Below are 13,400 nucleotides of genomic sequence, written 5' to 3' on the forward strand. Positions count from 1 at the left end.
GAGAACGAGTGTCTTGCGTTAGAAACCGGCGCTAGAGCGCCGGTTTTTTTATAGAAAAGAGAGCGGAGGGACTTTTAAACGGCGCTATTGGCCTACTTGACGGCCAGTTCGTCCACATTAATAGAGGATGTGGACGACGGTGACGGTATCGCTTTCTTGCGTAGGAAGCGTCTTTCCACAAGATGCCAGGATAACGCACCGAGGAATAAGGTCATTAATGCGCTGAGCAGCATACTGCTGTAAAAACCCAACGACGTATGGTTTATGACAATTTGTTGCACTGGGAACGCATAAATATAGACGCCATAAGAGTAATCAAATCGGCCATAGATAAGTTTGTCCGTTATTGACACACCAATGATAATGACCAGCGCGGGAATGATGAGGTAGCCTAAAACCCGCAATTCATAACTCCCTTTTAGTACATAAAGCAAAACGATACCTGACAGGAAGATAAATTTCTTGGCGTTTCTATTACTCCAACTACTTTCCGTTAATGCCATTAAGGCTCCCAGGAAGAAGGCGACGGCACGTGGCGTAAACAGTTGCAGCGAAATTGAATAGAATCCGAGAGTTGTTGGATTTGACAGAAAATAAATAGTGAGCGCCACCATAACGAGCAGAACGATGAGTATTGGCTTGATATTTTTTGCGAAACAAAAAGCGACGGCAAGAATAAGATAGCAAGCGAACTCTAACGGCAATGTCCAGAGGCTGCCATTTATCGCGTTAGGATAAATGTAATGCTGTGCCATAGTGATAGGGTCAGCACCGCGTAAGGCGACCAGGTTAATCGCAGCAATCAACGATCTTTTAGTAAAGACGCTTTCTGGCTGTAAAGTTAGGCCTAATACGACGTAGAGAACGATGCTGCATACAACAAGCGCCGGGAATATTCGCTTTATTCTTTTTTCCATAAAAGAGACAAAGCTCACGCTTCTCATCCCTGACTGAGCGATCAGATATCCGGAAACGCCAAAGAATATGACAACGGCCAATCCACCAAAACTTTCAAATCCTAGAAAGGACGGCTCGGCTTTGCCACTCAAAGCAAAATGGTGCGAATAAAGAACAAGGAATGCTGCAAAAATACGAATAACATCAAAACAGTTTTTTTGATGAGAATAGAGAGGCTTCATTTTCTTTTTTTTACACAAAAAATGGGTTGCTGGATTTTAGTGCATCTCACATCAAGTTTAAAGTTTTTCCCCTCTTTACCTCACCTTTTTGTCAATGTGTGTAACAAAATGTGAATTTGCTTGCTATGAATTTGTGCCGTGATGTGACCTATCGCACCAATCACTACCCACCCGGCTCAATCCTGAGTTAACATGTGTGCCACATCACAAAACCTGCTGGCCGACGTTGCCGGCAGGGTCATCCTCAGACAGGAGTTCCTAAATGTCCAAGCAACAAATCGGCGTTGTCGGCATGGCGGTAATGGGCCGCAACCTCGCGCTGAACATCGAGAGCCGTGGTTACACCGTTTCCATTTTCAACCGTTCTGGCGACAAAACTGACGAAGTGATCGCTGAGAACCCGGGCAAGAATCTGGCGCCGTATTACACCGTTGAAGAGTTTGTCGAATCGCTGGAAAAACCGCGCCGCATCCTGCTGATGGTGAAAGCGGGCGAAGCAACGGATAAAACCATTGCCTCGCTGACTCCGCACCTGGACAAGGGCGATATCCTGATCGACGGCGGCAACACCTACTATCAGGACACCATCCGTCGTAACCGTGAACTGTCCGACCAGGGCTTCAACTTCATCGGTACCGGCGTTTCCGGCGGTGAAGAGGGCGCGCTGAAAGGGCCTTCCATCATGCCTGGCGGCCAGAAAGAAGCTTACGAGCTGGTGGCGCCGATCCTGGAGAAAATCGCTGCGGTTGCGGAAGGTGAGCCTTGCGTGACCTACATCGGCGCAGACGGTGCCGGCCACTATGTGAAGATGGTGCACAACGGCATCGAATACGGCGACATGCAGCTGATTGCCGAAGCCTATTCCCTGCTGAAGCAGGCGCTGAACCTGAGCAACGAGCAACTGGCCGAAACCTTCGCCGAGTGGAACAAGGGCGAACTGAATAGCTACCTGATCGACATCACCAAAGACATCTTCACCAAGAAAGACGAAGAGGGTAAATACCTGGTCGATGTGATCCTGGACGAAGCCGCCAACAAAGGCACCGGCAAGTGGACCAGCCAGAGCTCGCTGGATCTGGGCGAACCGCTGTCGCTGATCACCGAGTCGGTGTTTGCGCGCTACCTGTCCTCGCTGAAAGACCAGCGCGTTGCCGCGTCTAAAGTGCTGACCGGCCCGAAAGTGGCGCCGTTCACCGGCGACAAAGCCGAATTCATCGAGAAAGTGCGTCGCGCGCTGTATCTGGGCAAGATCGTGTCCTACGCGCAGGGCTTCTCTCAGCTGAAAGCCGCGTCTAAAGAAAACAACTGGGATCTGCACTACGGCGAAATCGCCAAGATCTTCCGCGCCGGCTGCATCATCCGCGCCCAGTTCCTGCAGAAGATCACCGACGCTTACGCGGCGGATGCCGATATCGCCAACCTGCTGCTGGCGCCATACTTCAAGCAAATCGCCGACGAGTACCAGCAGGCGCTGCGTGACGTGGTGGCCTATGCCGTGCAGAACGGTATTCCTACGCCGACCTTCTCTGCTGCGATCGCCTACTACGACAGCTACCGCTCCGCGGTGCTGCCGGCGAACCTGATCCAGGCGCAGCGCGACTACTTCGGTGCGCACACCTATAAACGCATCGACAAGGAAGGCGTGTTCCATACCGAATGGATGGAATAAGCCCGCCCGTTGAGCGATAAAAAAAGCCGCCGAGGTTAACGCCCGGCGGCTTTTTTATTGGGCGCGATTTAACGTCACGCTTTTTTCTGATGCCGCTCGCGCAGCCGGCCGATCACCGCGCTCAGGTCCAGATCCTGGTCCTGCAGCAGCACCAGCAGGTGATAGATCAGATCCGAGGCCTCGTTGGTCAGCTCTTCGCGATCGTTGACCGTGGCGGCCAGCGCGGTTTCCACGCCTTCTTCCCCGACCTTCTGCGCGATGCGCTTGGTGCCGCTGGCATACAGGCTGGCAGTGTACGAGCTGTCCGGGCTGGCGTGCTTGCGCTCCGCCAACAGCTGCTCCAGCTGATAGAGGAACGTCCAGTCGCTGGCGGCCGGGTGGAAGCAGCTGCTGTTGCCGAGGTGGCAGGTCGGGCCGATCGGGTTGGCCAATACCAGCAGCGTGTCGTTATCGCAGTCCGGCGTGATGCTGACCACCTTGAGGAAGTGGCCGGAGCTTTCACCCTTGGTCCACAGGCGCTGCTTGGTGCGCGAGAAGAAGGTGACGTTGCCGCTCTGCTCGGTGGCCGCCAGCGCTTCCGGCGTCATGTAACCCAGCATCAGCACTTCGCCGGAAACGGCGTGCTGCACGATGGCCGGCATCAGGCCGTCGGTTTTTTCCCAGTCCAACTGGTTGTTCTGTTGTTCTGTCAGCACACGCGAATCTCCACGCCTTGTTCAACCAGGAACCTTTTCAGCTCGCCGATATTGATGATTTGTTTGTGGAACACCGACGCCGCCAGCGCGCCGTCGACGTCCGCATCGCGGAACGCTTCCAGGAAGTGCTCCATGGTGCCCGCGCCGCCCGAGGCGATCAGCGGCACCTTGCAGGCCTCGCGCACCCGGCGCAGCTGCTGCAGATCGTAACCGTTGCGCACGCCGTCCTGGTTCATCATGTTCAGCACGATCTCACCGGCGCCGCGGCGCTGCACTTCCTGTACCCAGTCGAGGGTTTCCCACTGGGTGATGCGGGTGCGGCTCTCGTCGCCGGTATATTGGTTGACGTGATACTTGCCGGTTTCACTATCGAACCAGGTGTCGATGCCCACGACGATGCACTGCACGCCGAAGCGTTCCGCCAGGCGGCTAATCAGCTCGGGATCGGCCAGCGCCGGCGAGTTGATCGAAATCTTGTCGGCGCCGAAAGACAGGATCTGGCTGGCGTCCTCGGCGCTTTTAATGCCGCCGGCGACGCAGAACGGAATATCAATCACCTCCGCCACGCGCGATACCCAGCTTTTGTCCACCACCCGGCCGTCGCTCGAGGCGGTGATATCGTAAAACACCAGCTCGTCCGCACCTTCTTGCGCATAGCGCTGCGCCAGCGGCACGATGTCGCCGATGATTTCGTGGTTGCGGAACTGCACGCCTTTCACCACTTGCCCGTCTTTAACATCCAGGCACGGGATTATCCGTTTTGCCAGCATGCGATCGCCTCCTCAACGCTAAATTTACCTTCCAGCAGGGCGCGCCCCACGATCACGCCGGCAACGCCGCTGCCGCGCAGCTGGGCGATGTCGTCCAGATTGCCGATGCCGCCCGAGGCCTGGAAGGCCACCTGCGGATAGCGGCGGCTGATCGCCTGATACAGCGCCACGTTGGAACCGGCCAGCGTACCGTCGCGCGAAATGTCGGTGCACAGCACGTGCTTCAGCCCGTAGGGCAGGAACTGCTCCACCACCTGTTCCAGCGTGGCGTCGGAATCCTCCTGCCAGCCGCTGATGGCCACGCGTTTCACGCCCTGCGCGTCGATGCGCACGTCCAGCGCCAGCACCAGCGCGTCGGCGCCGTAGCGCTCGAACCAGCTCTGCACCAATTGCGGCTGTTTCACCGCGGTGGAGCCGATCACCACGCGCGTGGCGCCAGCCTCCAGCAGGGCGCTGACGTCTTGCTCGTTGCGGATGCCGCCGCCGACCTGCACCGGCACATTAACCCCCGCCAGCAGTTTGCGCAGCAGCGGGATCTGGCGCGCCGCCGGATCCTTGGCGCCGGTCAGATCGACCAGGTGCAGCACCTGCGCGCCCTGTTGTTGATAGTCCTGCAGGCGCAACAGCGGATCGTTGCCGTAGTCGCGCTGTTGGCCGTAATCGCCCTGATGCAAACGCACCACGTTGCCGTCGATCAAATCCAAAGCCGGAATAATCATGCTGCCTACATCTCCAGAAAGTTTTTCAACAGTTGTGCGCCGGCCGCTCCAGAACGTTCTGGATGAAACTGCACGCCGAAGAAGTTGTCTTTTTGCACGGCGGCGGTGAAGGGCTCGCCGTAGTTCGCCTGGGCGATGGTGCTGGGGCATATCGGCATCGCATAGCTGTGAACGAAATAGAAGTAGGCGCCGTCATCGATGCCGCGGAACAGATGGTGGCCCGCCTGCGCGGACACCTGGTTCCAGCCCATGTGCGGCAGCGGCAGGCCAAAGTCGGTCATCTGCTTCACCGGCGTATCGATGAGGCCGAGTGTCGTCACGCCGCCGTTCTCTTCGCTGCTGGCCGCCAGCAGCTGCATGCCGAGGCAGATGCCCAGTACCGGCTGCGTGCAGGCCTTGATCAGCTCGATCAGATCGCGCTCGCGCAGTTGATCCATCGCCGCCTGCGCGGTGCCGACGCCCGGCAGGAACAGCTTGTCGGCGCGCAGCACGATCTCCGGATCGCGGCTCACCTCCGGCTGGTAACCCAGGCGCCGCACCGCGTAGGTGACGGAGGCCAGGTTGGCGCAGCCGGTATCCAAAATCACCACGTTCATCACAGCACTCCTTTCGAACTCGGCAGGGTATTGCCCTCGACGCGGATCGCCTGGCGCAGCGTGCGGCCAAACACTTTGAACAGGCTCTCGACCCGGTGGTGGTCGTTTTTGCCCTTGGTCTTCAGGTGCAGCGTGCAGCCCATGGTGTAAGAGAGCGAACGGAAGAAGTGCTCGACCATTTCGGTGCTGAGATCGCCGACGCGCTGATAGTTGAACTCGGCCTTGTACTCCAGGTGCGGGCGGCCGGAAATATCCAGCGCGCAGCGCGCCAGGCACTCGTCCATCGGCAGCACGAAGCCGAAGCGGGCGATGCCGCGCTTGTCGCCAAGCGCCTTGTTCAGCGCTTCACCCAGCGCCAGACCGGTGTCTTCCACCGTGTGGTGATCGTCGATATACAGATCGCCTTTGACGTCGATCTCCATGCGGAAGCCGCCGTGGGTGGCGATCTGATCCAGCATGTGATCGAAGAAGCCGACGCCGGTTTTGATCTTGCTGCCGCCTTCGCGATCCAGCCAGACGTTGACGTCGATCTGCGTCTCTTTGGTCACGCGGTTAACCCGCGCGTGGCGGTCGCGCAGGGTCAGCTGGCGCACGATCTCTTTCCAGCCCAGCACGCCGCGCTGGTAGCGCAGCCCCTGGATGCCCATGTTTTCCGCCAGCTGCACGTCGGTCGGCCGATCGCCGATCACGTAGCTGTGGGCGGCATTCAGCACGCCGGGTTCGAGGTAGCCCTTCACCAGTGCGGTTTTCGGCTTGCGGCAGTCGCAGTTGTCCGCCGGCAGGTGCGGGCAGATCAGCACATCGGCGAACTGAATGCCCTGCGAGCTGAGGATCTGCATCATCAGGTTGTGCGGCGGATCGAAGGTTTCCTGCGGGAAACTGGCGGTGCCGAGCCCATCCTGATTGGTGATCATCACCAGCTGATACCCAGCCTGTTGCAGCGCCAGCAGGGAAGGGATCACGTCCGGCTCGAGCGCCAGCTTGTCCAGGCGGTCAACCTGGAAATCTTCCGGTGGCTCGGCGATCAGCGTGCCGTCACGATCGATAAAGAGGATTTTTTGGCTCACATTGGCTCCTGGCGAGTCTGGTTGGCGCCGGGCAGGGCGGACAAGGCGTCCACCACGCGTTGACATTCGTCGCGGGTGCCTATGGTGATGCGCAGGCAGCCGGACAACCCGGGCTGTTTGTTTTGGTCTCGTAAGATAATGCCCTGATCCCACAAGCTTTTAAACACATTACTTGAGGCGGTGAAGCGGGCCAGCAGGTAATTGCTGTCGCTGGCGAAAACCTGCTCGACGCAGGCGCATTTTTCCAGCTGTTGCTGCAGCCAGCTGCGGGTGGCGGCGATGTCGGTGACGCGCTGACGCATGGTGCGGATACCTTCTTCGCTCAGCGCCTGCGCGGCGATATCCGCCACCGGCGTCGAGAGCGGGTAAGGCGCGATCACCTTCAGTAGCAGGGCGATCAGATCTTCGTTGGCGAGCGTAAAGCCGCAGCGCAGGCCAGCCAGCGCAAAGGCCTTCGACAGCGTGCGCAGGATAGCCAGATGCGGATAGTCGCTCAGCCACCCGGCCACTGAGGCCTGCGGGCAAAACTCGATATAGGCTTCGTCCACCGCGACGATCGCCTTGCCTTTGGCCAGCTCCAGCAGGTTGCGCAGCGAGTCCGGATCGATCAGGTTGCCGGTCGGGTTGTTCGGGCTGCAGACGTAGATCAGCTTCACGTTGTCCATGCTGTCTGCGATGGCCGGCAGATCCAGCTGCCAGTCCTCTTTGGCGGCCACGGTGCGGCGCTCCACGTCGAAAGTTTCGGCGCTGACGGCGTACATGCCGTAGGTCGGCGGGCAGAACAGAATGGCGTCTTTGCCCGGCTCGCAGAAGGCGCGGATCAGCAGTTCGATGCCTTCATCGGCGCCGCGGCTGACCAGCACCTGCTCTTTCTTCACCCCGGCGTAGGCGGCGTAGCGTTCGATTACCTGCGCCGGCTGGCATTCCGGATAGCGGTTGAAGGTTTGCGCGGTTAGCTGAAACTCGGGCGCGGTCGGGTATTCGTTGGCGTTCAGCCACACGTCGCCCTTACCGCCGAGGCGGCGCGCCGATTGATAAGGGGTCAGCTCGCGAACGTTGGCGCGCGCCAGTTTTTCGATGCTCATGCTTGCTCCTTCAGGGCGGCGACGCGCAGGGTCACGGCGTTCTTGTGGGCGATCAGCTGCTCGGCGGCGGCCAGCGTCTCGATAGTGGCGGCCAGGTTGCTGAAGCCCTGCGGCGTCAGCTCCTGCACCGTCATGCGTTTTTGAAAATCGGCCAGCCCCAGGCTGGAGCAGGTGGCGGTGTAGCCGTAGGTCGGCAGCACGTGGTTGGTGCCGGAGGCGTAATCGCCGGCGGACTCCGGCGACCAGTCGCCGAGGAACACTGAGCCGGCGCTGGTGATGCCGTCTACCAGCTCGCGCGCATTACGGGTCTGAATGATCAGGTGCTCCGGGCCGTAGCGGTTGCTGATGGCCACGCACTCAGGCAGATCGCGCGCCACGATCAGGCGGCTGCTCGCCAGCGCCTGGCGGGCGGTCTCGGCGCGCGGCAGTTCGGCCAGCTGGCTTTCCACCGCTTCGGCCACCGCCTGCGCCATCGCCGCGTCCGGCGTCAGCAGGATCACCTGCGAATCCGGGCCGTGTTCGGCCTGCGACAGCAGATCGGAAGCGACGAACGCCGGGGTGGCGCCGGCATCGGCGATCACCAGCACCTCCGAAGGGCCGGCCGGCATGTCGATAGCCGCGCCGTCGAGACGCTGGCTGACCTGCCGCTTGGCTTCGGTCACGAAGGCGTTGCCCGGCCCGAAGATTTTCGCCACGCGCGGCACGCTTTCGGTGCCGAACGCCAGGGCGGCGATCGCCTGCGCGCCCCCGACCTGAAACACTTCCTGCACGCCGCACAGCTGTGCCGCATACAGGATCTCATCGGCGATCGGCGGCGGCGAGCACAGCACCACCCGGCGGCAACCGGCGATGCGCGCCGGCGTCGCCAGCATCAGCACGGTGGAGAACAGCGGCGCCGACCCGCCGGGAATATACAGGCCCACCGAGTCGATTGGGCGGGTCACCTGCTGGCAGCGCACGCCCGGCTGCGTTTCGACGTCCACCGGCGGCAGTCGCTGCGCGTTGTGGAAGGTGTCCACGTTGGCGACGGCCACCGCCATCGCCTGTTTGATGTCATCGCCCAGTCGCGTGCAGGCGGCGGCGATCTGCTCGGCGCTGACGCGCAGCGCGGCGACTTCCGCCTTGTCGAAGCGGGCGCTGTAGTCGCGCAGCGCCCGATCGCCGTTGGCCTTCACGTTGTCGAGGATCTCGCTCACCGTGCGGGTGATGCTGTCGGAAGCGGCGATTGCCGGGCGCATCAGCAGCTCGGCCTGGCGTTCGGCGCTGCACGTTGCCCAATCGATCGGCGTGTTGAAGGTCGACATGGCGTTACTCCATCATCTTTTCAATCGGCAGCACCAGAATCGAGCTGGCGCCGAGCGCTTTCAGTTTTTCCATGGTTTCCCAGAACAGGGTTTCGCTGCTCACCATGTGCATCGCCACGCGGTTCTGCGCGCCGGCCAGCGGCAGAATGGTCGGGCGTTCGGCGCCCGGCAGCAGCGCGACGATCTCGTCCAGCTTCTCGCTCGGCGCGTGCAGCATGATGTATTTGGATTCACGCGCCTGGATCACGCCCTGAATGCGGGTCATCAGGCGGTCGATCAACTGCTGTTTGGCTTCCGGCATTTCGCCGTCGCGCTGGATCAGGCAGGCCTTGGAGCGGTAGATCACCTCCACCTCGCGCAGGCCGTTGGCCTCCAGCGTGGCGCCGGTAGAGACTAGGTCGCAGATGGCGTCGGCCAGGCCGGCGCGCGGCGCCACTTCCACCGAACCGTTCAGCAGGCAAGATTTGAAGCGCACGCCCTGCTTGTCGAGGTATTGCTTCAGCAGGTGCGGGTAAGAGGTGGCGATGCGGGCGTCCTGCAGGCTTTGCGGGCCGGCGTATTCGGCGTCGAGCGGGGTGGCCAGCGACAGGCGGCAGCCGCCGAAATCGAGGCGGCGCAGGGTGAAGTAACGCGGGTCTTCGCCCTGAGCGCGGCGGCTGAGCAGCTCTTCTTCCAGCACGTTTTCGCCGATGATGCCCAGATCGACCACGCCGTCCATCACCAGGCCCGGAATGTCGTCGTCGCGCACGCGCAGGATATCGATCGGCATGTTTTCCGCGAAGGCGATCAGACGCTGCTGCTGCAGGTTGATCTTGATGCCGCAGCGCGCCAGCAGTTCCTGGGATTCCTCGCTCAGGCGGCCCGACTTCTGCATTGCGATCCGTAAACGTGTCTTGTCCAGCATGGTAACCTCTGTTTAATCTGTAATTTTATGAATTTGTTGTAAAAATATTCTTTCTGTCTGTCCGAAGCCAAAAAAAAACCCTCGGAAGAAATCTTCCGAGGGCTCTCTCTTGCGTTCTGCGCGCCACTGGAAGATTAACAAACCGTCTTCCAGCACACATCGCCTGAAAGACTAGTCAGGGTGATGGTGATGATGGTGGTTGAACTGAACGCGTGTCATGGTGTTTTTCTCTAATCAAAAGCCGGTAAAAACCGTATGCTGATTAAGCTAAACTATCCGCTGTCCACCGCGCAACCCTTTTTTAACGTCATAAATTTAATTTATTGAAACAGGTTAGGTTATTAGCCACACACGGCTTTACCTAACCTTAAGCCGGGCAGATTGTATCGCCGTGCACAGTGGCGTAGCCTTAGGGGTAGGGCGCTGCGATCTTCAGGAGAGGAAGAGGATGAAAAAGGTAGCCATTATTGGTTTGGGTTGGCTGGGCATGCCGTTGGCGCTGTCGCTGATGGGGCGCGGGTATGACGTGGTCGGCAGCAAAACCACGCCGGACGGCGTCGAGGCCGCGCGCATGAGCGGCATCGAATGCTATCAACTGGAGCTGACGCCGGAGCTGGTGTGCGATCCGGACGATCTGGAATCGCTGCTGCGCGTGGATGCGCTGGTGGTGACGCTGCCTGCGCGCCGCACCGTCGAAGGCAGCGAGAACTATTTCAATGCGGTGCGCATGCTGGTGGACAGCGCGATGGCCTTCGGCGTGCCGCGCGTGATCTTCACCAGTTCCACCTCGGTGTACGGCGAAACCGCCGGCACGCTGCGCGAAGAGTCGCCGCTGCGGCCGGTCTCGCCGTCGGGCCGGGTGCTGGCCGAGCTGGAGCGCTGGCTGCATGAATTGCCGAATACCTCAGTGGACATTCTGCGGCTGGCGGGGCTGGTGGGCGCCGATCGCCACCCCGGCCGCTTCCTGGCGGGCAAACTCGACGTGAAGGGCGGTTCGCAGGGGGTGAATCTGGTGCATCAGGACGACGTCATCGCCGCCATCCAACTGCTGCTGAAGCTGCCGAAGGGCGGCCACGTATACAACCTGTGCGCGCCGCGTCATCCGGCCAAACGCGAATTTTATCCGGCGCTGGCCGAACAGCTGCACCTGGAGCCGCCGCAGTTTGCCGACGAAGCGGAGCAGGATGAGCGGCTGGTGGACGGCAACCGCATCTGCAACGAGCTGGGTTTTGAGTACCAGTATCCCGATCCGGCGCGCATGCCGGTCAGCTAACGTCCGTCAGGCCCCGCGCATGCGGGGCTTTTTTTTCGCCGGCGCGCGCCAAATCCTCCAGCAGCGCGTTCAACGCCTCGTCGGGCTGGACAGGGCGGCTGACCAGGCTGAGCGTGGCGCGGTAAGAGAGCGCCGCGCCGCCCAACTGCCGCAGCAGCCCCTGTTCCACCCAGCGCGCCGCGTAGTGGGTGGGCAGATAGCCAAGACAGGAGCCGCTCAGTACCAGATGGGCGACGCTTTCCATATGATGGGCCACCGCAGCCAGGTGAGGCGGCGCGATCGGGCACAGCTGCTGCGCCAGCAGGTAGCCGCGCTTGACCCAGCGCGCGTTTTCAATCTGCTCGCGCTCCGGTTCTTCCACCGCGAACAGCGGGTGATCCGCGCTGCAGTAGATCGCCTGCGTCTCCTCCAGCCACGGCTGATAGCGCAACGCCTCCAACTGTTGGCCGAAGTAGCCGATGCCCAGATCGAGCTGCCGGTGCAGCAGCCCCTGCTCAATCTCGTTCGGTGAACAGATGCGGCACTGCAATTGCACGTCCTGATGTCGGCGCTGGAAGTGTTTGATGGCCTGGCTGAACGGGTTGCCCGGCAGCGAAACCAGATTATCCACCAGACCGATCTGCAGATCGCCGGTCAGCAGGCCGTTCAGCGACTGGCTGACCCGGGTGAAGTCGCGGGCGGCGTTGAACAGCGAGCGGCAGGCGATCAGCATGCGTTCGCCCTTGGGCGTCAGCCGGAAGCCGGAGCGGCCGCGTTGGCACAGGCGAAACCCCAGCCGGGTTTCCAGCGAGGCCAGGTGGGTGCTGATGGTGGACTGGTTCATCAGCAGCGTTTCCTGCGCGGCGCTGACGCCCTGGGCTTCTGCCACCGCGACGAACACCCGCAGCAGTTTCAGATCGATATCGCTTAGGTTGGTGAGCATTCCCCCTCCGCAGAACGTCGGCCGGTTAACCCATTTTTAACATCGAAAAAATAGGGGCGGCCCTGAAGATATGGCCTTCCTTATGGCATGAAGTGGAAATAAAAATCAATACTTCAATAAGTTAGTTGCATCGCGTTTTTCGATGTTTACATGCAAAAGCGGGAATGGTAGCCGGGGTGGCCAACGGGGTAGTCTGCGAATGTTGCTCAAATGTTTCAATTCATCGCAGATAAAGACAAGGAAACGCCATGCTGAACCAACCCCAAAGCGGTAACGACATGCCGCGCTTTGCCGGTATTCCCACCATGATGCGCCTGCCCGCGGCCGACCAGGCGCACGGCCTGGATGCCGCCTTTGTCGGCATTCCGCTGGATATCGGCACCTCCAACCGCAGCGGCACCCGCTATGGCCCGCGCCAGATCCGCCAGGAGTCGGTGATGATCCGCCCTTACAACATGGGCACCGGCTCCGCCCCGTTCGAACGGCTGCAGGTGGCCGATCTGGGGGATGTCGCCATCAACCCTTACAGCCTGGCGGACAGCGTGCAGCGCATCGAGGCGGCTTACCACGAGATCCTGGCGCACGGCTGCATGCCGTTGACGCTCGGCGGCGACCACACGCTGACGCTGCCGGTGCTGCGCGCCGTCGCCCGTCGGCATGGCCCGGTCGGGCTGATCCACGTCGATGCGCATTCCGACACCAACGAGGAGATGTTCGGCGAACAGCTGGCGCACGGCACCACCTTCCGCCGCGCGTTCGAGGAGGGGCTGCTGGCGCCGGAAAAGGTGGTGCAGATTGGCCTGCGCGGCAGCGGCTATGCGGCGGACGACTTCGACTGGTCACGGCGCCAGGGCTTCCGCGTGGTGCCGGCCGAGGCCTGCTGGCACCGGTCGCTGACGCCGCTGATGGCGGAGATCCGCGAACAGATGGGCGATGTGCCGGTTTACCTCAGCTTCGATATCGACGGGCTGGATCCGGCCTTCGCACCGGGCACCGGCACGCCGGAAGTCGGCGGGCTGTCGGTCTGGCAGGGGCTGGAGATCGTGCGTGGCTGCCACGGGCTGAACCTGGTGGGCGGCGACGTGGTGGAGGTGTCGCCACCTTACGATCGCTCCGGCAACACGGCGCTGCTGGCCGCCAACCTGCTGTTTGAAATGTTGTGCGTGCTGCCGGCCCGCTGAGGCCGGTGCGCTGACCCTACCGGCGGAGCGGTTGCGTCGGGGCCCCTGATAACAATAACAACGGAGTGGAGGTACC

General features: G+C 60.9%; 14 protein-coding genes and 1 other annotated feature. Of the genes, 3 read left to right on the forward strand and 11 right to left on the reverse strand.

Annotated features, from left to right (window positions below):
* Window positions 1–92: 92 nt before the first annotated feature.
* A complete protein-coding gene (locus ACK3CV_RS08470; RefSeq protein WP_164037260.1) occupies window positions 93–1,139 on the reverse strand; it encodes an acyltransferase family protein in 1,047 nt (348 codons plus the stop codon).
* 262 nt (window positions 1,140–1,401) lie between these two features.
* Between ACK3CV_RS08470 and gndA the strand changes: the two genes are divergently transcribed.
* Window positions 1,402–2,808 (forward strand): NADP-dependent phosphogluconate dehydrogenase, encoded by a 1,407-nt coding sequence (gndA, locus tag ACK3CV_RS08475; RefSeq protein ID WP_004938815.1) that lies wholly within the window; start codon window positions 1,402–1,404, stop codon window positions 2,806–2,808.
* Between the two features lie 74 nt (window positions 2,809–2,882).
* Here the strand turns inward: gndA and hisIE are convergent, their stop codons facing one another.
* The 9 genes from hisIE to hisL form a co-directional block, all read right to left on the reverse strand.
* Complete coding sequence (gene hisIE, locus ACK3CV_RS08480; RefSeq protein WP_033637763.1) at window positions 2,883–3,503, reverse strand: bifunctional phosphoribosyl-AMP cyclohydrolase/phosphoribosyl-ATP diphosphatase HisIE; 621 nt, start codon at window positions 3,501–3,503, stop codon at window positions 2,883–2,885.
* Complete coding sequence (gene hisF / locus ACK3CV_RS08485; RefSeq protein ID WP_033637764.1) at window positions 3,497–4,273, reverse strand: imidazole glycerol phosphate synthase subunit HisF; 777 nt, start codon at window positions 4,271–4,273, stop codon at window positions 3,497–3,499. Before hisF ends, hisIE begins: the two co-directional genes overlap by 7 nt.
* The gene (gene hisA / locus ACK3CV_RS08490; protein ID WP_042784058.1) at window positions 4,255–4,992 is read right to left on the reverse strand and encodes a 1-(5-phosphoribosyl)-5-[(5-phosphoribosylamino)methylideneamino]imidazole-4-carboxamide isomerase; all 738 of its coding nucleotides are present in this window, start codon (window positions 4,990–4,992) and stop codon (window positions 4,255–4,257) included. Before hisA ends, hisF begins: the two co-directional genes overlap by 19 nt.
* Before the next feature lie 5 nt (window positions 4,993–4,997).
* Entirely contained in the window at window positions 4,998–5,588 is a 591-nt protein-coding gene (gene hisH, locus ACK3CV_RS08495; protein ID WP_033637766.1) for an imidazole glycerol phosphate synthase subunit HisH, read from the reverse strand.
* On the reverse strand, window positions 5,588–6,655 hold the full coding sequence (gene hisB / locus ACK3CV_RS08500) for a bifunctional histidinol-phosphatase/imidazoleglycerol-phosphate dehydratase HisB (RefSeq protein WP_033637767.1): 1,068 nt from the start codon (window positions 6,653–6,655) through the stop codon (window positions 5,588–5,590). Before hisB ends, hisH begins: the two co-directional genes overlap by 1 nt.
* The gene (hisC, locus tag ACK3CV_RS08505) at window positions 6,652–7,740 is read right to left on the reverse strand and encodes a histidinol-phosphate transaminase (protein WP_164140740.1); all 1,089 of its coding nucleotides are present in this window, start codon (window positions 7,738–7,740) and stop codon (window positions 6,652–6,654) included. The genes hisB and hisC overlap by 4 nt, the downstream gene beginning before the upstream one ends.
* Entirely contained in the window at window positions 7,737–9,044 is a 1,308-nt protein-coding gene (hisD, locus tag ACK3CV_RS08510) for a histidinol dehydrogenase (protein WP_033637769.1), read from the reverse strand. Before hisD ends, hisC begins: the two co-directional genes overlap by 4 nt.
* Before the next feature lie 4 nt (window positions 9,045–9,048).
* The gene (hisG, locus tag ACK3CV_RS08515) at window positions 9,049–9,948 is read right to left on the reverse strand and encodes an ATP phosphoribosyltransferase (protein WP_033637770.1); all 900 of its coding nucleotides are present in this window, start codon (window positions 9,946–9,948) and stop codon (window positions 9,049–9,051) included.
* Window positions 9,949–10,017: 69 nt separating this feature from the next.
* Window positions 10,018–10,144: a sequence feature (His leader region), on the reverse strand.
* Window positions 10,120–10,167, reverse strand: coding sequence for a his operon leader peptide (hisL, locus tag ACK3CV_RS08520; RefSeq protein WP_100396937.1), 48 nt, complete (start codon window positions 10,165–10,167; stop codon window positions 10,120–10,122). It overlaps the preceding feature by 25 nt.
* A gap of 229 nt (window positions 10,168–10,396) precedes the next feature.
* Between hisL and ACK3CV_RS08525 the strand changes: the two genes are divergently transcribed.
* Window positions 10,397–11,221: an SDR family oxidoreductase gene (locus tag ACK3CV_RS08525; RefSeq protein ID WP_015377257.1), complete on the forward strand. Its 825-nt coding sequence runs from the start codon at window positions 10,397–10,399 to the stop codon at window positions 11,219–11,221.
* On the opposite strand, the gene ACK3CV_RS08530 is transcribed toward ACK3CV_RS08525, so the two are convergent.
* Entirely contained in the window at window positions 11,214–12,143 is a 930-nt protein-coding gene (locus tag ACK3CV_RS08530; RefSeq protein WP_101455483.1) for a LysR family transcriptional regulator, read from the reverse strand. The two genes, ACK3CV_RS08525 and ACK3CV_RS08530, sit on opposite strands and share 8 nt — an antisense overlap.
* A 248-nt stretch (window positions 12,144–12,391) precedes the next feature.
* Here ACK3CV_RS08530 and speB point away from each other — a divergent pair, with 248 nt between their 5' ends.
* Window positions 12,392–13,324, forward strand: a complete 933-nt coding sequence (gene speB / locus ACK3CV_RS08535) for an agmatinase (RefSeq protein WP_164140742.1) — start codon at window positions 12,392–12,394, stop codon at window positions 13,322–13,324.
* The last annotated feature ends 76 nt before the right edge of the window (window positions 13,325–13,400 follow it).

It is taken from the genome of Serratia sp. TSO36 (assembly GCF_057808395.1).

Excerpts from the sequence above, each read along its gene's own strand:
- hisC (WP_164140740.1), bottom strand. The coding sequence starts at position 7,740 with ATGAGCATCGAAAAACTGGCGCGCGCCAACGTTCGCGAGCTGACCCCT.
- speB (WP_164140742.1), top strand. The coding sequence starts at position 12,392 with ATGCTGAACCAACCCCAAAGCGGTAACGACATGCCGCGCTTTGCCGGT.
- hisA (WP_042784058.1), bottom strand. The coding sequence starts at position 4,992 with ATGATTATTCCGGCTTTGGATTTGATCGACGGCAACGTGGTGCGTTTG.
- gndA (WP_004938815.1), top strand. The coding sequence starts at position 1,402 with ATGTCCAAGCAACAAATCGGCGTTGTCGGCATGGCGGTAATGGGCCGC.
- hisG (WP_033637770.1), bottom strand. The coding sequence starts at position 9,948 with ATGCTGGACAAGACACGTTTACGGATCGCAATGCAGAAGTCGGGCCGC.
- ACK3CV_RS08470 (WP_164037260.1), bottom strand. The coding sequence starts at position 1,139 with ATGAAGCCTCTCTATTCTCATCAAAAAAACTGTTTTGATGTTATTCGT.
- ACK3CV_RS08530 (WP_101455483.1), bottom strand. The coding sequence starts at position 12,143 with ATGCTCACCAACCTAAGCGATATCGATCTGAAACTGCTGCGGGTGTTC.
- ACK3CV_RS08525 (WP_015377257.1), top strand. The coding sequence starts at position 10,397 with ATGAAAAAGGTAGCCATTATTGGTTTGGGTTGGCTGGGCATGCCGTTG.
- hisD (WP_033637769.1), bottom strand. The coding sequence starts at position 9,044 with ATGTCGACCTTCAACACGCCGATCGATTGGGCAACGTGCAGCGCCGAA.
- hisF (WP_033637764.1), bottom strand. The coding sequence starts at position 4,273 with ATGCTGGCAAAACGGATAATCCCGTGCCTGGATGTTAAAGACGGGCAA.
- hisH (WP_033637766.1), bottom strand. The coding sequence starts at position 5,588 with ATGAACGTGGTGATTTTGGATACCGGCTGCGCCAACCTGGCCTCCGTC.